Raw genomic sequence first — 20,209 nt, 5'->3', positions numbered from 1 at the left:
GAAAAACATGATCATGGCAACAACCGCTCTTTCCTTACTGCTGGCAGCAGGCGCAGCCTATGCAAGCGGTGGTGAAGGGGCTCACGAAATTCCCTGGGCAAACTTCGGTTGGCGTGTACTTAACTTGATCCTCGTCCTCGGGATCCTTTACAAGTTTGCTGGCGAAAAAATCGCCGGACTCTTCAAAGGACGCCAGGCAGGCATCAAGCAGGAGCTCAGCGATCTGCAGTCCCGCAAGGAAGCTGCAGAGAAAAAGCTCCGCGACGTCGAATCAAGTATTGCTAATCTGGAACAGGAAAAGGATTCCATCCTTTCCGAAGCCAGATCTCAGGGCGAGGCCATGAAGGCGGCGATCATCCAGAAAGCCGAGCAGACTGCCGAGCAGATCAAAGCTCAGGCCAAAGTCTCCGCAGAGCAGGAAGTAAATGTAGCACTCGACGAAATGCGTGCAGAGATGGCTGATCAGGTCATCGAAGCAGCTGAGAAAATCGTCAAGAGCAAGCTTACTAAAGCTCAGCACGAGACTCTGGTGGATGAATACTTAACAAAGGTGGTGCTCTAATGACCGGGAACATAGTCTCACGCAGATACGCCAAGGCGCTGTTCTCCGTTGGCCAGAAGCAGGGAGAAAAAGACCTTGCGGCGTATGGTAAGGCACTGACCGAGTTGTCCCAGATACTGGAAGATTCCCCGGAGGCCCTGAGGCTCTTCCAGAATCCTGTTTTCAGTGCGGATGAAAAGAAAGCCGTACTCGAAAAACTGCTTGAGAAGACCTCGGCAGGACCTGTGGTTAAAAACTTTTGCAGCCTTCTGGCCGACAAAGGACGTCTGCCGGTTATTCCTGAGATCGCAAGCGACTACGCAGGAATGCTGGACAACGTTCAGGGTGTCGTCCGTGGCAAACTGGTGACTGCAATCAAGCTGACTGTTAAGCGTCAGAAAGAAATTAAAACACGTCTTGAAGAACAGCTTAAAAGCAAACTCGAACTTGATTTTGCTATGGATAAAGACATCCTCGGAGGTGTTGTTCTTCAGGTTGGTGATAAAGTTCTTGATGCAAGCATTCGCGCACAGCTGCAAATGATGAAAGAACAGATTAAAAGGGGTGTGTAGGGCCATGCAAATTAAAGCGGAAGAAATCAGCAAAATCATTGAAGATCAGATTCAGAATTATGAGTCTAAGGTCGAGATGAGCGAAACCGGTACCGTTCTCTACGTTGGTGACGGTATTGCTCGTGTTCATGGTGTTGAGAACGCAATGGCTATGGAACTCCTCGAGTTCCCCGGCGGCCTGATGGGCATGGTTCTCAACCTCGAAGAAGATAACGTCGGTGTTGCACTTCTCGGTGACGATACCGGTATTAAAGAAGGTGACCCGGTTAAACGTACCGGCAAGCTCTTCTCCGTACCTGTTGGTGACGCTGTTATGGGGCGTGTTGTTAACCCCCTCGGTCAGCCCATCGATGGTCTCGGACCCATTGAAGCTAAAGAAGAACGTCCCGTTGAGCTTAAAGCTCCCGGTATCATTGCACGTAAGTCCGTACATGAACCCATGTACACCGGTCTTAAGTCTATTGACGCAATGACTCCTATCGGACGTGGTCAGCGTGAGTTGGTTATTGGTGACCGTCAGGTTGGTAAGACCGCTATCTGCGTTGACGCTATTCTCGCTCAGAAAGATTCCGGTATCCACTGCTTTTACGTAGCTATCGGTCAGAAAAAAGCAGCAGTTGCTCTTGTTGCTGACATTCTGCGCAAGCACGGTGCAATGGAATACACCACAATCATTTCTGCAACAGCATCTGAGCCTGCACCTCTGCAGTTTATTTCTGCATACACCGGTGCAACCATGGCTGAGTACTATCGTGATGGCGGTAAGCACGCCCTCATCGCTTACGATGACCTCTCCAAGCAGGCTGTTGCATACAGACAGATGTCTCTCCTGCTTCGTCGCCCTCCGGGACGTGAAGCATACCCCGGTGACGTTTTCTACCTGCACTCAAGGCTCCTCGAGCGTTCTTGTAAAGTAAATGATGACCTCGGCGCTGGTTCTCTGACCGCACTGCCCATCATTGAAACTCAGGCTGGTGACGTATCCGCATACATCCCGACCAACGTTATCTCCATTACCGACGGTCAGGTTTACCTCGAGCCCAACCTCTTCAACTCCGGTATCCGTCCTGCAGTAAACGTAGGTCTGTCCGTATCCCGAGTTGGTGGTGCTGCTCAGATTAAAGCTATGAAGCAGGTTGCAGGTACTCTGCGTCTTGACCTCGCACAGTATCGTGAACTGGCAGCTTTCGCAGCTTTCGGTTCCGACCTCGATAAGGCCACCCAGCAGAAGCTGAACCGCGGTGCCCGCATGGTTGAGCTTCTCAAGCAGCCTCAGTACAAGCCCATGAACGTTATGGAACAGGTAGTATCCCTGTACGCCGGTACCCGCGGCTACATGGATGAGTTCCCTGTTAGCGCAGTACGTAAATACGAAGACGAACTCCAGGAATTCATCGCTAACGCGAAGCCCGAAATTCTGGAAGGCATCAAGACTAAAGGCGCTATTGACGACGAAATCGAAGGCAAGCTGAAGGCCGCTCTGGAAGAGTTCAATAAAGGTTTCACAGCTTAATCCTGGGAGGTACTGATGGCTTCTCTTAAGGATGTCCAAAACCAAATCGTCAGTATTAAAAAGACTAAGCAGATTACCAAAGCCATGAACATGGTTGCGTCGGCTAAGCTGCGTGGTGCTCAGGATAGAATTGAGCGCTTCCGCCCCTACGCAGACAAGTTCTACGAAATGCTCGGTGATCTGGCAGCAGGCGCGGATTCCTCCGTTCACCCGCTGCTCGAAGTCCACGAAGAGATCAAGACCGTAGGTATCGTACTTACCACCTCTGATCGCGGACTTTGCGGTAGTTTTAATGCGAATATGATAAATGCGGCCCTCAAAAAGGCTGCAGAAAAGAAGGCTGAAGGTAAAACTGTTAAGTTTTACTGCGTTGGTAAAAAAGGCGCTGCCGCCATCAAGAAGACCGAATACGAGATCGTTGAAGCATACACTGACGATATGACTCATTTCGACTTCAATCTGGCCGCATCCATCGGTAACAAAGTTATCGACGCCTACCTTGCCGAAGAGCTTGATGAGGTTTTCCTCGTCTTCGGTGAATTCGTAAACGTAGCAAGTCAGCCTCCGCATACCCTGCAGATCCTGCCCATGTCTTCCGAGGCAGCAGGTGAAGAAGCAGAATCCGGAGCTAGCAGCGAATACATTTACGAACCTTCCGTTGAAGGCCTTCTCGCGGAGCTGCTGCCCCGTTTTGTTAAAGTTCAGGTTTACCGCGGTCTGCTCGACACATCCTGCAGTGAACACGCTGCACGTATGGCTGCCATGGATAACGCATCCAGAGCATGCGATGATATGACCGAAACTCTGACACTGCTTTACAACAAAACCAGGCAGGCTGCGATTACCGCGGATCTTATGGACATTGTCGGCGGCGCAGAAGCGCTGAAAGGATAATATAGGGGGTTACTCTGATGAGTAAAGTTTCAGGTAAAATTGTTCAGGTTATCGGCGCGGTTGTTGACGTCGAATTTCCTGAAGGGCAATTGCCCAACATTCTGACTGCGGTCGAGATTGATAACCCGAACAACACTGACGCACCTGATCTGGTGTGTGAGGTTGCACAGCACCTCGGTGATAACGTTGTTCGTACCATCGCTATGGACGCTACCGAAGGTCTCGTTCGCGGCATGGAAGTTGTAGCAACCGGTAAATCCATCTCCGTACCTGTCGGCGAAGGCGTACTGGGTCGTATCCTCAACGTTGTTGGTCGTCCTGTTGATGAAATGGGTCCCATTGACGCTAAAGATTCCCTGCCTATTCACCGCTCAGCACCGGAATTCACCGAGCAGTCCACCAAGGTAGAACTGCTTGAAACCGGCATCAAGGTCGTTGACCTTCTCGTCCCCTTCCCCAAGGGTGGTAAGATGGGCCTCTTCGGCGGCGCAGGTGTTGGTAAAACCGTTATTCTGATGGAAATGATCAACAACATTGCGAAACAGCACGGTGGTAAATCTTGCTTCGCAGGTGTTGGTGAGCGTACCCGTGAAGGTAACGACCTCTACCACGAAATGAAAGACGCAGGCGTTCTTGAGAAGTCTGCTCTCGTATACGGCCAGATGAACGAACCTCCGGGAGCACGTGCTCGTGTTGCACTGACCGCTCTGACCATCGCTGAGTACTTCCGTGATGTAGAAGGTGAAGACGTTCTTCTCTTTATTGATAACATCTTCCGTTTCACCCAGGCAGGTTCCGAGGTATCCGCACTTCTTGGTCGTATGCCTTCCGCAGTTGGTTACCAGCCGACTCTCGGTACTGACCTTGGTGGACTTCAGGAGCGTATTACCTCCACCAACAAAGGTTCCATTACCTCTGTTCAGGCTGTTTACGTCCCTGCGGATGACTTGACTGACCCCGCACCGGCAACCACCTTCTCTCACCTTGACGGTACTCTCGTTCTTTCCCGTCAGATTGCAGAGCTTGGTATTTACCCTGCGGTTGACCCTCTTGACTCCACTTCCCGTATTCTCGACCCCAACATCCTTGGTGCCGAGCACTACAGCACTGCTCGTGAAGTTCAGATGGTTCTGCAGAAATACAAAGACCTTCAGGACATCATCGCCATTCTCGGTATGGACGAACTGTCCGACGAAGATAAGCAGACTGTTGCACGTGCACGCCGCATCCAGCGTTTCCTCTCCCAGCCCTTCCACGTTGCTGAAGTATTCACCGGTACCCCCGGCGTATACGTAAAGCTGGAAGACACAGTTAAGGCTTTCAGAGGCATCCTCGACGGCGAATACGATGACATGGCTGAAAACTCCTTCTACATGGTTGGCGCAATCGAAGAAGCCATTGAGAAAGAGAAAAACAAATAGCATAGGACGCGATTATGGCTAGTAAGCTCCTTTTGGAAATCGTTACTCCTGATCGCAAGGTCCTTTCCCAGGAAGTCGACTATGTCGGCGCACCGGGAATTGAGGGTGAGTTTGGTATTATGGCCAATCACATACCCTTTCTTTCGGCTCTCGGCGTTGGTAACCTCTATTTTAAAGAAGGTTCCAAAACTCACTACATCTTTGTTTCCGGCGGCTTTGCCGAAGTAGGAAACAATAAAGTGACCATTCTCGCCGAAGTTGCTGAAAAGGCCGTTGAGATCGACATCGCTCGGGCTCAAAAAGCTCAGGAAAAAGCGAAGGCTCGTTTGGCTAAAGCACAGGATCGTATCGAATCCGCTCGCGCGCAGGCCGCTCTCCAGAGAGCACTTGCACGCTTAAGCTGCAAAGATGCGGCCCAGAAGGCCGGGACTACCACTCACTAGAGCTTAGTTTCAGCCTCAAAGCCCATATGGCTATCAGGGAGCAGACTGTTTATTCAGTCTGCTCCTTTCTTTTTGGTTAATCATTCAGTTATCACATTGAAATTTCGGTATAATTAAATTCAGCAAAATTTTATTACGCATTTACTCAAGCCCTGCAACCTGCTAACAAGTGCCTAGCAATTAATAATGGAGAGTAATTTATTATGGATAATTCATTTGCCTGCGCCCTTGTCCTCGCTGGAGGAAAGGGTACCCGCATGCATTCGGACAGCCCCAAGGTGCTTAAGACTTTATTGGGCGAGTCCATGCTCTACTATGTATATAAGGCCCTGAAACCCGCCCTTGGGGATGATATTTTTACCATTGTCGGATTTGAAGCCGGACAGGTGGAAAAAGCATTCCCGGATATGAAAGACCGTTTTGTACTTCAGGCTGAACAGCTTGGAACCGGACATGCCCTGCAGATGGGCTGGGATCGCATCAAAGGAGCCGGAGTTGAATATTGTCTGGTAATTAACGGTGATACTCCGTTGATTCAGGAACAGGTCATCACTGATTTTATTGAAGCAGTTAAACAGGATGGGGCCGATCTTTCTTTTATGAGTATCACCCCGGATGAACCTGCTGCTTTCGGCCGCGTCACACGTGATAAAGACGGTCAGGTTACCGCTATCGTAGAAGCCAAGGATTATGACGAAGCCGTGTACGGTCCGGTTAGCGGCGAAGTTAATGCCGGGATCTATTGCCTCAAAATCTCCGCTGTGGAAAGCTTGCTTAGCAAACTGACCAACAATAATAAGAGTGGGGAGTATTATATTACTGATCTTGTTGACCTTGCTGTGGAATGTGGCATGAACGTCACCGCAGTGAATGCCGGAAACTCCATTGATCTCATGGGGATCAACAGTCCCTTTGAGCTTGCACAGGCAGAATCAGCCCTGCGTTTGCGGACAGCTGAAAAGCTGCTCAAGAGCGGGGTAACCCTACACAATTGGGAGTCAGTTGTGGTCGGTCCCGGAGTTGAAATTGAGCCCGGTGCTGAAATTACCGGTCCCTGCGAGATTTACGGTTCTTCAAGAATCTGCCGGGGGGCGGTGCTTCAGTCCCATGTTCGCATTGTGGACAGCGTTGTTGAGTCCGGTGCGCTGATCAAGGCATACAGCCACCTTGAGGAAGCTCAGGTTGGCTCCGGCTGTCAGGTCGGTCCCTACGGACGTCTGCGTCCCGGTGCAGTTCTAGAAGAAGAATCCAAGGTCGGTAATTTTGTGGAAGTGAAGAAGGCTGTGCTTGGCAAGGGAGCCAAGGCCAGCCACCTGACCTATCTGGGTGACAGCGAAATCGGTGCTGGAACAAACATCGGAGCGGGTACCATCACCTGCAACTATGATGGCGTGAACAAGCATAAAACCGTTATCGGCGAAGGTGCGTTCATCGGCAGCAACACTGCCTTGGTGGCTCCGGTCACTATCGGCAAAGGTGCCTTGATCGGTGCCGGTTCCACGATAACTAAGAATGTAAAAGATGGAGACCTCGGCGTCGCGAGAGGCAAGCAGGTCAACATTTCCCGGACTTCTAAGAAGTCTTGATTTTGTAAAGATAAGGTATTAGGTTAGGACTATGGAAATAATCGCTCATTTGGAAGAACGTTTCGATAAGATGCTGCAAAAAATCAAACAACTCGAAGAAGAAAATGCTTTTCTTCTTGAGGAACTTGAACAGGAGAAACAGCGTAAGGACGATGTCCGTAGCCGCATTGAAGTTCTCCTGAACAAAGTTGAAGGTACCATCGAATAAGGGTTTTCAGATCCGGTCCTGCTGTAAAAGCAGCAGGTCGGATTTATATAAATTCTACAGGAATACTGTCGCCGGATTAATATGCCCCGTTATACTATGCCCGTCCTCGGCCTTGAGATCTCATTCAAGACCGATGCGGATAAAGAAAGAATAGAAGCCGCAAAAGATGTACTCGAAGAAAGGTTCGGTGCGCTTTCACGGGGCGGGACAGATGTCAGCAGGGAGAAATTGCTTACCTGTCTGGCGCTAAGTCTGGCCGATGACTACCTTGAACACAGCCGCAAGCTCGAAACAATGGAAGAGAAAATAAACGCGCTGTTAGAGAAGTGATAAGCTGTGCACAGCACTGCTTTTTAAGATATAAAGAAATTTCCCTGGGGAGTGCGTGATTGCCCTATGGCTTTTGAACCAATATAAAAAGTAAGGGAGCAAGCATCACCGGAGTGGTGTGCAGGCCCGGTTTTACCGGGAAGCCTGAAATTCCGGGGGCAGCGCCCACCTGTTAGACTAGGTTCTAACGTATACGGCAACACGGCATCTCCGGGGCCCCTTTGGGGATTTCGACCTTGGTATGAATCTATAGGTTTAATTTATTAAATTTTCTACCGGTCCACTTAAATACACCTCATTCAGCCTTTAATTCTCTTCTTTCCGTTGCAGATTGTTATAATCTTTCCGATTGTATTAATCGGTAATGACGAATCAGGTCCCTTGAGACCTGTCAACATACAAAGGAGAAAGGCATGTTTGGGGATTTTTTTCTGATTTTATTTGGAATCGCCCTAGGTGCCGCAGGCGGTTACGCTCTGCATAGGTACGTGAATTCCAAACGTCTGGCTGATTCGCAAGGATTGGCAGACCGTATCGTCCAGGAAGCCCGTAAAGAAGCTGAAGCCATGAAAAAGGAAATTAAGCTTCAGGGTCAGGATGAAGTTTACGCTCTGAAAAAAGAGCAGGAAAATGAGTACAAAGAAATGGAGCGCGGCCTGAAAAGGCAGGAGGAGCGCCTCCAGGAAAAAGAAGAGCGTCTTGAAAACAAGCTTGAGAAAGTAGCCAGCAAAGAGTCCGAAGTCGTGACTCTTGAAAAGCGTATGATCAAGCAGGAAAAGAAGCTCGAAGGTCTTCGCGAAGATCTGGAAAAAAGAAAGGATGAGCATGAACGCAAATTGCAGGAAGTCTCCGGACTGACTGTGGAGGAAGCGCGCGAAAAGCTCATGACTGAAATTGAAAGCAGGACCCGCCACGAGGCTGCCAAAATGGTTCGCGCCATTGAAATGGAAGCCAAGGAAGAGGGAACCCGCAAGGCTCGCAAAATCCTCGCCCTTGCTATTCAGCGTTACTCCGGCGATTACGTCAACGAACAGACCGTTACCGCTGTGACCCTTCCTTCCGAAGATATGAAGGGCCGCATCATCGGACGTGAAGGCCGCAACATCCGCGCTCTTGAAGCAGCTACCGGTGTTGACCTGATCATTGATGATACCCCGGAAACAGTTGTTCTGTCAGCTTACAGCCCGCTGCGCCGCGAAGTGGCCAAGCAGGCTCTTGAGCGTCTGATTCACGACGGACGTATCCATCCCGCACGCATTGAAGACATCGTCAACAAGGTCGAGCAGGAAATGGACGTTAAGCTGCGCGAAATCGGTGAGCAGGCAACCTTTGATGTAGGCGTACACGGTATCCATCCCGAAATCGTCAAACTCATCGGTCAGCTTCAGTACCGCACCAGTTTCTCCCAGAACGTGCTTCAGCACTCCCTTGAAGTGGCTTTCCTCTGTGGAATTATGGCAGCCGAGCTGGGCATGGATGAGAAGATCGCCAAGCGCGCAGGTCTGCTGCACGATATCGGTAAGGCCGTGGACCACGAAATTGAAGGTCCCCACGCTGTCATCGGTGCTGATCTGGCCAAGAAGCATGGTGAATCCAAAGAGATCATCCACGCTATTCAGGCTCACCACGAAGATATTCCGCCCAAATCCGTTCTCGCTACCCTCGTACAGGCTGCGGACTCCCTGTCCGGTGCCCGTCCCGGTGCGCGTAAGGAACTGCTGGAAAACTACGTTAAGCGTCTTGAAGAGCTTGAAAACGTGGCTACCGGTTTTGACGGCGTATCCAAAGCCTACGCCATTCAGGCAGGCCGTGAGATCAGGGTTATGGTTGATGCTGAAAAAGTATCTGATGATAACACCCATATGCTCTGTAAGGACATCGCCACCAAGATTGAAAACAACATGACTTATCCGGGTCAGATTCGCGTGACCGTTATCCGCGAACGGCGCTCGGTGGGCTATGCAAAGTAAATAACATCCTTAAAGGCCCGGTTCACCGGGCCTTTTCTTTATATTTATTTGATGCGCTGCGCGCTTTTGTCGAACTGATTTCGCCTCCGGCGGCCAAAGGAACAAGTCCCTTTGGAATCCCTAATAGTTTCTATGCGTATACTTTTTCTCGGTGACATTTTCGGTAGGCCCGGTCGGAAGGGGATTGCCGCTAAGGTTAAGGTGCTTCGTGAGGAGCTGGACCTTGATCTGATCATTGCCAATGGCGAGAATGCGTCACAGGGGATCGGGCTTTCCATCAAGAATGCCCAGCAGCTTCTTGATTACGGCATAGACCTGCTTACTTCCGGCAACCATATCTGGAAATTCAGCAATATTTATTCGTTCCTCAAGACCAGCGATAAGATCGTGCGTCCGGCGAATCTGCCGGAAGGAACAAGGGGAAGAGGCTGGACATCTTTTAAAGTCCGTGATGAAGTGCCCGTTGCGGTTATCAACTTGCAGGGCCGGGTTTTCATGGACCCGGTGGAATGCCCGTTCAAGTGCGCAGACAAAATTTTAGAGGAACTCGATCCGGAGATTAAAATCATACTGGTCGATTTCCATGCCGAGGCAACTTCGGAGAAGCAGAGTCTTGGGCGTTACCTTGACGGGCGGGTCAGTGCCATGCTGGGCACCCATACCCATGTGCAGACCAATGATGCCCGTATTTTTGAAAACGGCTCCGGCTACATCACCGATGCCGGTATGTGCGGTCCGGTTGAGTCCTGCTTGGGTTTAAGTCCCAATCCTGTCATTAAAAGATTCGTGACCGGATTGCCCCAGAAATGGAAAGTGGCAGGCGGTCCCATTGAACTTCAGGGCGTGCTGCTCGAAATAGACGAAGAAACAGGACGGACTGTCTCAATTGAGACATACAATTCAGGCCGGATGACCGTATAATAAAAATTCTATAAAAATATTGCCTATCGTCGATTCACGCCAGCGAAGCTTAATAAGAGTTTTTGGGATTCTTAAACCCTTTTTACAAAATGGGTTTAAGGCTCCCGGCAGGGTCGCCGAAGGCATAAATAAGCCTAATGCAGGCATAAATACATTCTAAAGAGGTTTAACCAAATGAACATTTACGATGAACTTAAGTGGCGAGGGCTGATCAATCAGGTGTCTGACGAAGAGAAGGTACGCGAGTATCTGGATACTCCGGGTCAGTACATGTATTGCGGCTTCGACCCCACTGCCGACAGCCTGCATATCGGTAACCTTGTTCCTCTGCTCAGCCTTGTTCGTATGAAACGTGCAGGTCACAATCCTTTGTTCCTGCTCGGTGGCGCAACCGGACGTATCGGTGACCCCAGCGGTAAGGACAAGGAAAGGGAATTTACTTCCATCGATAAGGTTGAATCCCAGGCTGCAAATATTCGTGCCCAGATTGAAGCTTTTGTTGAGCGCAACACCGGTGAGAAAGCTGAAGTTGTAAACAATTATGACTGGATGAAAGAGATTTCCTTTCTTGATATGCTGCGCGACGTTGGTAAGCATTTCACCATCAACTGGATGATGGCCAAGGAATCCGTCAAAGGCCGTTTCGGTCGTGATGATGTGGGTATTTCCTACACCGAATTCAGCTACATGCTTCTGCAGGGCTATGATTACTACCATCTTTTCAAGGAAAAAGGCTGCCAGCTCCAGATCGGTGGCGGCGACCAGTGGGGTAATATCACCGCAGGTTGTGAACTGATCCGCCGTAAGGCACAGGGCGAAGGCTTCGCTGTAACCTTCCCGCTGATCACCACCGCATCCGGCCAGAAGTTCGGTAAAAGTGAAGGTAACGCTGTTTTCCTGAACCCTGAACTGACTTCCCCGTATACTTTCTATCAGTTCTGGATCAACACTGATGACCGTGACGTAATCAGCTTCCTCAAGTACTTCACTTTCCTTACTGAGGAAGAAATTGCTGAGATCGCCAAGGAGCACGAGGAAACTCCGCATCTTCGCGCCGCTCACAAGCGTCTTGCCGAAGAGACCACCATCATGATCCACGGTAAGGAAGAGCTTGAAAAGGTTCAGGCTGCAACAGCGGCACTGTTCGGCAAGGGCGACATCAAGTCCGTTGATGCCGCAACCCTGCGTGGCGCCATGGAAGCTGCTCCCGGCGTAGAATACGCTAAAGCCGAGCTGCCCGATCTGCCCCAGATCCTGCTTGATCTGGGCATGGTTAAATCCAAGGGTCAGGCCCGTAAGGATATTAAGGGCGGCGGTCTGTACATCAACAACGAGCGCGTTGCTGATTTCGACTACGTTCCCGGTGATGATGATTTTATCGGCGGCGAATGCATGCTCATCCGCAAGGGTAAAAAGAACTACGGCTTAGTTACCCTCAAATAAAATAAATCAATATTAAGTTGATCTGGCCCGCTGGAAGATTCTTTCAGCGGGCTTTATTATGCATACTGCTTTGCAATTATGATTAAGCAATGTATCGTGTGCGAGCAATTTGAGTAGAGGGTAGTTTATGCGTCTATTTTTCATAATTATGTCTTTCATCTTTGGGGCGTTAGCTCCTACGCAGGCCGGGGTTAACCTGAAACTTCGCGGCTTTGTGGGTGATCCTGTTCTGGCGGCCATTGTTTCGTTTACCGTAGGGACACTCAGCCTTATTGCTTATGCATACTTAACCAAGGTTCCGCTTCCGGAAGGTTCTGCTGTGCTTAAAGGGCCATGGTGGATGTGGACAGGCGGTTTGATGGGCGCATTTTTTGTGGCTGCGGCAATTGTTGTGGCTCCGGTACTGGGAGCCGGGACTATGATGTGCTGGATGGTGGCCGGACAGATGGCTGCTTCCCTTGTGCTGGACCACTACGGGATCATAGGGTATGCCGTGCGGGAGGCAACTCCGGGCCGTATTCTCGGGGCTTTGTTGGTTATTATCGGCGCAGTGCTGATTGAAAAATTTTAGCGTGATAGCATCGGGTAAAAGAATAAAGGAGTGGGTTTTGAAGGAAATTATTTGCAAGTATTTGAAGAAATTGTGGGAAAATACCGTTCTTGTCTGCCGGATGGTCAAGATTGAGCACTCCATTTTTGCCCTGCCGTTCGCTTATATGGGTATTTTTCTGGCCAGCGGTACATGGCCGGAATTTAAACCCTTTGCCCTGCTGACCGTGGCTATGGTGGCTGTGCGTTCCTTTGCCATGGCTGTGAACAGACTTTTTGATATTAACATTGATAGCGAGAACCCGCGCACCCGGACCCGCCCATTGGTTACCGGAGAGCTGACCCCGTTCTTTACCTTCTGTTTTATTGTGGTTTGTGCGGTGGTTTTTGTTTTTGCTTGTAAGGGCATGAACGAACTTTGCTACAAGCTTTCATATTTTGCGCTGGGGTGGTCGGCCTTCTACTCCCTGACCAAGCGTTTCACCATGCTTTGCCATTTTGTGCTCGGCTCGGTGCTGGGCCTTGCTCCTGTAGCAGGCTGGCTTTGCGTTGATCCGAACTTTTCCCTGCCTGCGATTTTGTTTTTCTTCGGGGTAACTTTCTGGGTAGCCGGATTTGATATTCTCTATGCCACACAGGACCGTAGGTTCGACCGTAATCGCGGCTTGAATTCTATTCCTGCCAACCTCGGTATCCATAGAGCCCTGACCATCTCCACATTCAGTCATATTAATACGGTTATCTTTTTCACGCTGGCCGGACTGGCTGCCGGACTGGGCTGGATATATTTTTCCACCCTTGCGGTTGTGGGCGGAATCCTCATTTTTGAGCATCAGGTAATTTCTGCGGAAGATATGAGCAGGGTGAATATGGCCTTTTTTACCCTGAACGGAGTGATCTCAGTACTCTTGTTCCTCGGTACTCTCGCTGACCTGATGATTTAGGTGTCGGTGATTATTCTTTTACTCCTAAATACCTGTTTATAAGCACCTAAATAGAAAAGTCTTTTGTTAAGAATATGTTACGGGTTCAGTGTAATGCGCTGAACCCGTTTGTTTTTTTAAACACTCTAAAACGGGCTAGACAAGCTCTTATAAAGGGTTTAGAAGCGATTTTGCGAGGTTTAGAAGGTTCGGTTTTGGAAGGCTATAAATATTATTAATTCTGCCGAAGCAATGTTGCTCCAGACACAATTTCTAAATTGGGTTGTGAGGACGACGGGCGTCCGTTCTTGGAAACAATATTTGTGTGGGAATCGGCGGAAGGGATGATCGAATAATTTATGAATTATTCGTCTTTAGCTGGGAGAAGCTGACATGGATAATGGAAATGGAAAATTCCTGCGTACTATTGCAGGGGTTTACTTAGGGGTGTTTGTTACCGCAGCAGTTTTTTGCGGTGTAATTTTAACTGTTTTCAGCACTGAACCATGGGCAATGACCGGATTGGCTTCCGGTATGATTGTACTTCTGGTTCTGCTGGGAATCTGCATTTTTACCCTTCTCAAAAAACAGGTCGCCCGACCTGTGGAATGCCTTACAAATTTTGCCAGCCTTGTGATCAAAGGTCAGTACTCGGAAGCGGATAAATGCACCAGTCCCGGTCTTGATGGTCTGCGTGCTGCAATGAGTGAGTTGAGTGACTCCTACAAGGAGCGGCTTGGTTTCAGCAACAGCATCCTTGAAGGTCTGCCGTTGGGCTGCTGCATTGTTGACCTTAAGGAGCATATCACTTTCCTGAACAAGGAATGCCTTGAAATGATCGGCTCTACCGAGCAGCCGAAATCATATTACGGGCGCATGATCTCACAGATTTTTTACCACGATGATCGTAAGTCCCTTATCGGGCACTGTATGGATGATGACACCCGGGCCATGAACCGGGAGGTTATCTTCAAGCATGTGGATGGCAGTGATATCAACGTACTGGCCAACCTGTTTCCCCTGCACGATGTGGTAGGTAATGTTATTGGCGGTTGCTGCTTGTACATAAACACCACGGAATTGAAACAGCGTGAAGCTCATATCCTCGAACAGAATGAGTTGATCGCCAAGGCTGCTGATCAGGCTGATTCTGTGGTTTATGAGTTGAGCAGCGCTGCAGAACAATTGCGCGGACTGGTTGGCGAGGCCCGTAAGGGTGCCATGGTTCAGAGTGAGGAAGCCGGACAGGCTGCTACTGCCATGGAAGAAATGAACGCCACTGTGCTTGAGGTTGCCCGCCATGCGCAGGAAGCCGCAAGTGATGCTGATAAGGCTCGAGCTGATGCTGAGAAAGGCGAAGATACTGTGGCCGGGGTTGTCAGTGCTATTGATGAAGTTTCCGGTCAGGCCAACTCCTTGAAGGCTTCCATGGAAGATTTGGACGTCAAGGCTGAAGCCATCGGTAATGTCTTGGGCGTTATTGAAGATATTGCGGACCAGACCAACCTGCTGGCCTTGAACGCTGCAATTGAAGCTGCACGTGCCGGTGAAGCCGGACGTGGATTTGCCGTTGTTGCTGACGAAGTCCGTAAGCTTGCGGAAAAGACTGTTCAGGCCACGACTGAGGTTCATCAGGCAGTCTCAAATATTCAGCAGGGAGCCAAGACTAATGTGCAGGCTACCGAGGCTGCGGTTGAGTCCGTAACCCGTAGTACTGCGTTGGCAGGGGAGTCCGGCGAGGCTCTGGCCCGTATTGTCTCCATGTCTGAAGAGACTTCCGACCGGATCAGGTCCATTGCCACTGCTGCCGAGCAGCAGGCCGCTGCCAGTGAGCAGATCAACCGCTCCACTGAAACGGTCAACCGCATATCAAACGAGACCGAACAGGCCATGGTTGAGTCCTCAGAAGCCATTGAAAAGCTGGCTCAACTGGCGGACAACCTTTCCGACATTATTCATGGTATGCAGAACAAATAAGAAAGTTTCGGTAGATAAAATTAAAGCGGGCAAATCCAATTGGATTTGCCCGCTTTTTTATTTAATTGACTAAAAACAATTAAAAACGGCGAAGCCTAATAAAAGTTTTTGGGATTCTTAAACCCTTTTTACAAAAAGGGTTTAAGCCCCCGGAGGCCCCGCCGGGAGGCATTCCCCTCACAACCTGAGGAGTTTTCGTTTCTTTTGTCAAAATCCGTAACGCAGGTAATCCTTGTCCTTGCGATTGATGAGCTGAATGTAGCGGTAACGGCTTTTTACCTGTGCCTCTTCTAGCAGTGAATAGCCCTGATTACGGCAGGAGTCGCAGGCCGCAGTCGGTATTTCCAGCCCGAAACCCATGGGTCCGCCTTCACGCTGGGTTTCCACCTTGAGCAGGCCACGGCAGTTCTCGCAGAGCAGCAGGGATTCGGTTTGGGATTCAGTGAACCCTTCGGTATCGTAAAAAATATTGCGATGCCGCACGGACCAGCCTCCGCTGATTACTCCTTCACTGCTTTCTGTGGGCGGATTGAAGTAGATATCTTTAACCCCTTCACAGATGGTCGCAATGTAATCCATGATTTCTTCGGATTCCTTGAGCGTTTCCGGGTTGAATCCCGGTTCGCGTACATGGGAATAATCCACTCCGGCCATGGCCAGACTGATACCGAGGTTCACGTAGGGTAGGGCTCCTTGGATTGCATAGCCACCTTCAAGAACGGCAATGTCCGGTTTGAGCATGGAGTTGAGGGCGGCATAGCCCTGCGCCGAGAAATTCATGTTGGTGATCGGGTCGGTGAAATGGTTGTCCTGCCCGGCGGAGTTGATAATCAGGTCCGGCTTGAAATCTTCAAGAATGGGCATGACCGCATTTTCCATGACCATCATGAATCCGGCATCGGAGGTGCCGGGAGGCAGGGGAATGTTCACCGTGCGACCGAGTCCCTTGGGACCGCCGGATTCCTTGGGAAATCCGGTTCCGGGATAGAGGGTGCGCCCGTCCTGATGCAGGGAGATGAACAGGGTGTCCGGATCGTGCCAGTAAACATCCTGTGTACCGTCCCCGTGATGGCAGTCGGTATCCACGATGGCGATGCGTTTGGGGCCGTAATTTTCGCGGATGTATTCACACATGATGGCTTCAATATTAATGGCGCAGAATCCGCGTGAACCTTGTACTGTCTTCATGGCGTGATGACCCGGTGGACGCACGAGTGCAAAGGCCCGGTCCCGTTCTCCTTCCATAACCAGCTGAGCCGCTTTGATGGCTCCACCTGCGGAAATGCAGTGTGAGCGGGTGGCAACGGCCTCGGCTTCGGGGAAGCAGAAATGGACCCGCTCAATATCTTCGCTTGAAGCCACTTCAGGCTTGTATTCGCGGATGCCTTCGATGTCGAAGAGTCCTTCCTCGCGCAGTTGGTCCTGCGTGTAGAGCAGTCTTTCCTCACGCTCGGGGTGGGTGGGGGAAATTGCCCAGTCAAAGGCAGGGAAAAATATGATTCCCAGACTGTTTTCAGCCTTGAGCATTCTTAACTCCGTTTATGAATATGTCCGGTCCACGCCGGGTTTAATCTGACATTTTACCCTGATATTGCGCCCGACTGTGCTTGCTCCGTTGACCATATTAAATGATGAGGAACTGGTGATTTGGGCATTGGACCCGTCCGAGGCCACGTGCATTTCGCCCAGATGGGCCAGCAGGTGGTTCATGGCGTCTTTTTCCGCGTCTTCGATCCTGTAGTTGCGGGGGATGTTCTCGCGGTGTCCCAGAGAGGGGATGAACATGAGGCCGCGTTCGGTGTCGGCGAAAAGTTCCAGTTCGGTGGTTGTTCGGGTCAGGGCAGCACCGATGGCGTTGGCTACATCGTAGTTCCGGGGCACTTCGGTGGAAAGACGGAACTTGCGGAAAACGTCCATTTTCATGGCCTGTGCCGGACCGCCCATAATGTAGATCTTGCGGGGAATGATCTTCCTGTTCTCCAGCAGTTCGTGGATAGTATAGACCGGTTGCTGGTTGATCTCATCCACAAGGGAACGGGTGGAATCATGGATTTTGTCTACAGCGTATCCGATAGCCTGATCGGCAAGTTCATCTGCTTCCAGACCGTGTTTGGCGGCGAAAGCAGTGAAACCGGATTTAGAGAGTTCGGTATTGCCGCAGTCGCAGGAATCTTTCCAGATAAGTGCATCGGTCAGGGTGGGTATTTCGCCACCGAAAGCGATGGATGGACCGAGACGGTTGGGACCGACCCGGACGCTGCCGTCAAGGATTGATATGGCAGAGTCTCCGCCGATGCCAATGGAATGGACTTTCAAGGCCCGCACAAGGGTGGGATGGGAACCTATGTGGATGCCTTCCTGCTCGATAAGCGGGCTGCCTCCGGCGAAAATTGCTATATCAGTGGTGGTTCCGCCGATGTCGTAGATGATGGAGTCATGGGTGATATTGCACAGGGCGATGATGCCCATGACACTTGCTGCCGGACCGGAAAAAATTGATTGCACCGGAACCTTGCGCGACAGGTCCAATGGCATGGTCCCGCCGTCGGCCTTGAGGATGTTTACCTTGATCTGTCCGAGTCCCATTTCATCAAGGGTGTCGGAAATGGCGTCAGCGAATTTGTTGAAGACCCGCCAGACGGCACAATTATAGAAAGCAGTGGAAATGCGGCGCGGGAAGTTCAACCTCCCGGTGAGTTGGTGGCCGAGAGTGATGAAGTCTGCATTGTCGCCGATGGCCAGCTCAATGGATTTTTCGTGAGCCGGATTGCGGGGGGAAAATTTGGTGACCGCAGCATAGACCTTGATTCCGGCGTTGCGGCAGGAGACAATGGCTTCTTCAAGGGACAGGTTGTCCAGCCGTTTGGTTTCAGATCCACGGTGATCCAGCGATCCGGGGATGACGTGGAAATCCTTGCAGGTCATGAAAGAATGGGGATCGAGTCCCGGTCCTGCGGAGACAATGACGCCCACATCTTCGTAGTTTCCTTCCACAATGGAGTTGGTGGACAGGGTGGTGGACAGGTTCAGCTGGCGTATGCGCGACGGGTCGGTGTGGCGGAGAATCTCTCCAAGGCTGTTCCTGATGGAGGAGAGCAGGTTGTCATGCTCAGTGGCAACCTTGACCTGCGCTTCCAGTCCGTCAGGACCTATGGCAACGGCGTCTGTATGGGTTCCGCCGACATCAATTCCGAGAAGGAGCATCTGATATATCCTTGAATTCTTCCCCCGCATCATGCGGGAGGCTGGTGAGCATTATTATATTAATGAATAGATCCATTCATTTCTCTAGCACCCGGCCAATGTTGACGTCCAGAGCTTTTACCGTCAGCGGCCTGATGTGTCCGTGAGCGGTTTTATGCTTCTAGTTTACGGATGGGGTAATTGTTCTTGTTTATGCCAAGTTTTTTCATACGCGAATCAAAGGTGGAACGGTTTACTTCTGCTGCCCTTGCTGCTCGGCTGATATTCCAGCGGTATTTTTCCAGCAGTTTCATTATGTATTCGTATTCCATTTCTTTCCAAGTCAATGAACTGAGGTCTTCGCGTGGTTCTTCTTTTGTCTGTTTTGCTTCCCCTCGCTTATGTTGAAGTCTCTCCACAGGCGGTTTGGTGCCGGGGTGGACGATGTGCAAGGGCAGATCTTTTATGGAGATGGTGTCACCGGGAACCATGGCCTGAAATTGTTTGACCATGTTTTCCAGCTCACGGATGTTGCCCGGCCAATTGTAGTTTTCCATGGCGGACATGGCTTCACTGGACATATTTTTGGGCAGCATATGACTATGGGAGGCTTCACGGCTTAGGAAATGCCCGGTCAACATGTGGATGTCTTCTTTGCGTTCGCGCAGGGCAGGTAGTTTGAGGGGGAGGACGTTGAGCCTGTAGTATAAGTCTTCCCTGAATCTGCCGGAACGCACGTCCTCTTCGAGGTTGCGGTTGGTGGCCGAAATGATGCGGATGTCAATTTTCTTGGTCTGGGTTCCGCCAAGGGGTTTGATTTCGCTTTCCTGCAACACGCGCAGCAGCTTGGCTTGCAGGTTGATATCCATGTCCCCGATTTCATCAAGGAAGACCGTGCCGCCGTCTGCAGCTTCAAATAGGCCGGATTTATTGCTGGTGGCTCCGGTAAATGCACCTTTCACATAACCGAAAAGTTCACTTTCCAGCAGGTTTTCGGGGATGGCGCTGCAGTTCTGGGTTAAGAACGGCTTCTGGGCTCGTGAGCTCTGGGCGTGTATTTCTTCGGCAAAGAGTTCCTTACCGGTCCCGGATTCACCGTAGAGCAGTACCGGATAGTTGGTGGCTCCGTAATTTTTGACCAGCTTGAGGGCCTTGTTTACGGATTGGCTTTTACCCACAATTGTTTTGTTGTTGCGGATGCTGCTTAAGGTCCGGCTGAGCTGGGCGAATTCAATACGCTGTTTTTGAAATTCAATGGAGTTGCGCAAGGAAATGGAGCCGATGTCCACCATGTCCTGCAGCATGGTCAGGTAAGCCGGGTCAAGGTTGAGCTGTTCCCCTGCTGCGCTGGTGTCAATGACCTGCACTGCTCCGTATACTTCCTGTCCTTCAAGTTTAAGTGGAAAGCAGAGGATCAAGCGACTTTTAATTTTGAAATTTTTTTCCAATAAGCTGTAGTGGCGTGAGTCGCCAGCTTCGGCAATGGTCATCTTACCATTTTGAATGACCCAGCCCACGATGCTTTTTTCCTTTGGGGAAATTCTGATCCCCTTAACATTTTCACTCTTATCGCCTAGGGCTTCGACACATTCATACATGCCGTCGCGTTCCAGCCAAAGTGAACCGCGCTCAACATTTTGCAGCTTAAGCAGCAGGGTCAGGATTTGCTGCTGCAATTTTTCCGGGTCTAATTCTTTAGAAAGGGCCTTGTAATCATTTACAGATATAGTCATAA

At 50.4% G+C, this 20,209-nt stretch carries 18 protein-coding genes and 1 other RNA gene; 16 read left to right on the top strand and 3 right to left on the bottom strand.

From position 1 onward, the window contains the following. Positions 1 to 7: 7 nt before the first annotated feature. The 16 genes from atpF to ACO05Z_RS17820 all read left to right on the top strand — a co-directional run bounded on the left by atpF (position 8) and on the right by ACO05Z_RS17820 (position 15,291). Complete coding sequence (gene atpF, locus ACO05Z_RS17895; protein ID WP_421904196.1) at positions 8 to 562, top strand: F0F1 ATP synthase subunit B; 555 nt, start codon at positions 8 to 10, stop codon at positions 560 to 562. Then, positions 562 to 1,113 carry a F0F1 ATP synthase subunit delta gene (locus tag ACO05Z_RS17890; RefSeq protein WP_421903541.1) on the top strand — a complete coding sequence of 184 codons (552 nt, stop codon included), beginning with the start codon at positions 562 to 564 and terminating at the stop codon, positions 1,111 to 1,113. The genes atpF and ACO05Z_RS17890 overlap by 1 nt, the downstream gene beginning before the upstream one ends. Positions 1,114 to 1,117: 4 nt before the next feature. Continuing rightward, entirely contained in the window at positions 1,118 to 2,626 is a 1,509-nt protein-coding gene (atpA, locus tag ACO05Z_RS17885; RefSeq protein WP_015853320.1) for a F0F1 ATP synthase subunit alpha, read from the top strand. 15 nt (positions 2,627 to 2,641) lie between these two features. Next, positions 2,642 to 3,520, top strand: a complete 879-nt coding sequence (locus ACO05Z_RS17880; protein WP_421903540.1) for a F0F1 ATP synthase subunit gamma — start codon at positions 2,642 to 2,644, stop codon at positions 3,518 to 3,520. 17 nt (positions 3,521 to 3,537) lie between these two features. Next, positions 3,538 to 4,941 (top strand): F0F1 ATP synthase subunit beta, encoded by a 1,404-nt coding sequence (atpD, locus tag ACO05Z_RS17875; RefSeq protein ID WP_421903539.1) that lies wholly within the window; start codon positions 3,538 to 3,540, stop codon positions 4,939 to 4,941. 14 nt (positions 4,942 to 4,955) lie between these two features. Continuing rightward, on the top strand, positions 4,956 to 5,384 hold the full coding sequence (locus tag ACO05Z_RS17870) for a F0F1 ATP synthase subunit epsilon (protein ID WP_421903538.1): 429 nt from the start codon (positions 4,956 to 4,958) through the stop codon (positions 5,382 to 5,384). Positions 5,385 to 5,587: 203 nt separating this feature from the next. Further along, the gene (glmU, locus tag ACO05Z_RS17865; RefSeq protein ID WP_421903537.1) at positions 5,588 to 6,970 is read left to right on the top strand and encodes a bifunctional UDP-N-acetylglucosamine diphosphorylase/glucosamine-1-phosphate N-acetyltransferase GlmU; all 1,383 of its coding nucleotides are present in this window, start codon (positions 5,588 to 5,590) and stop codon (positions 6,968 to 6,970) included. Positions 6,971 to 7,001: 31 nt separating this feature from the next. Continuing rightward, positions 7,002 to 7,178, top strand: a complete 177-nt coding sequence (locus tag ACO05Z_RS17860) for a hypothetical protein (protein WP_169052128.1) — start codon at positions 7,002 to 7,004, stop codon at positions 7,176 to 7,178. A gap of 81 nt (positions 7,179 to 7,259) precedes the next feature. Continuing rightward, complete coding sequence (locus ACO05Z_RS17855) at positions 7,260 to 7,508, top strand: cell division protein ZapA (protein ID WP_421903536.1); 249 nt, start codon at positions 7,260 to 7,262, stop codon at positions 7,506 to 7,508. A 38-nt stretch (positions 7,509 to 7,546) separates the two neighbouring features. Next, positions 7,547 to 7,729: non-coding RNA, 6S RNA (gene ssrS / locus ACO05Z_RS17850), on the top strand. 192 nt (positions 7,730 to 7,921) lie between these two features. Continuing rightward, positions 7,922 to 9,478 (top strand): ribonuclease Y, encoded by a 1,557-nt coding sequence (rny, locus tag ACO05Z_RS17845; RefSeq protein WP_421903535.1) that lies wholly within the window; start codon positions 7,922 to 7,924, stop codon positions 9,476 to 9,478. A gap of 132 nt (positions 9,479 to 9,610) precedes the next feature. Further along, complete coding sequence (locus ACO05Z_RS17840) at positions 9,611 to 10,399, top strand: TIGR00282 family metallophosphoesterase (protein WP_421903534.1); 789 nt, start codon at positions 9,611 to 9,613, stop codon at positions 10,397 to 10,399. A 174-nt stretch (positions 10,400 to 10,573) separates the two neighbouring features. After that, positions 10,574 to 11,842: a tyrosine--tRNA ligase gene (gene tyrS / locus ACO05Z_RS17835; protein ID WP_421903533.1), complete on the top strand. Its 1,269-nt coding sequence runs from the start codon at positions 10,574 to 10,576 to the stop codon at positions 11,840 to 11,842. A 127-nt stretch (positions 11,843 to 11,969) separates the two neighbouring features. After that, on the top strand, positions 11,970 to 12,413 hold the full coding sequence (locus tag ACO05Z_RS17830) for a DMT family transporter (RefSeq protein WP_421903532.1): 444 nt from the start codon (positions 11,970 to 11,972) through the stop codon (positions 12,411 to 12,413). Between the two features lie 37 nt (positions 12,414 to 12,450). Beyond that, entirely contained in the window at positions 12,451 to 13,335 is an 885-nt protein-coding gene (locus ACO05Z_RS17825) for a 4-hydroxybenzoate octaprenyltransferase (protein ID WP_421903531.1), read from the top strand. A gap of 372 nt (positions 13,336 to 13,707) precedes the next feature. Then, positions 13,708 to 15,291: a methyl-accepting chemotaxis protein gene (locus tag ACO05Z_RS17820; protein WP_421903530.1), complete on the top strand. Its 1,584-nt coding sequence runs from the start codon at positions 13,708 to 13,710 to the stop codon at positions 15,289 to 15,291. 207 nt (positions 15,292 to 15,498) lie between these two features. On the opposite strand, the gene ACO05Z_RS17815 is transcribed toward ACO05Z_RS17820, so the two are convergent. The 3 genes from ACO05Z_RS17815 to ACO05Z_RS17805 form a co-directional block, all read right to left on the bottom strand. Continuing rightward, positions 15,499 to 16,818, bottom strand: a complete 1,320-nt coding sequence (locus ACO05Z_RS17815) for a histone deacetylase (RefSeq protein ID WP_421903529.1) — start codon at positions 16,816 to 16,818, stop codon at positions 15,499 to 15,501. Positions 16,819 to 16,830: 12 nt separating this feature from the next. Continuing rightward, positions 16,831 to 18,495, bottom strand: a complete 1,665-nt coding sequence (locus ACO05Z_RS17810) for a hydantoinase/oxoprolinase family protein (protein ID WP_421903528.1) — start codon at positions 18,493 to 18,495, stop codon at positions 16,831 to 16,833. 152 nt (positions 18,496 to 18,647) lie between these two features. After that, complete coding sequence (locus ACO05Z_RS17805) at positions 18,648 to 20,207, bottom strand: sigma-54-dependent Fis family transcriptional regulator (RefSeq protein WP_421903527.1); 1,560 nt, start codon at positions 20,205 to 20,207, stop codon at positions 18,648 to 18,650. Positions 20,208 to 20,209: the final 2 nt, after the last annotated feature.

The organism is Maridesulfovibrio sp. (assembly GCF_965230075.1).
Lineage (GTDB): Bacteria > Desulfobacterota > Desulfovibrionia > Desulfovibrionales > Desulfovibrionaceae > Maridesulfovibrio.
Note: the sequence above shows the minus strand (reverse complement) of the source record. Positions and strands in the feature narration are given on the sequence as shown.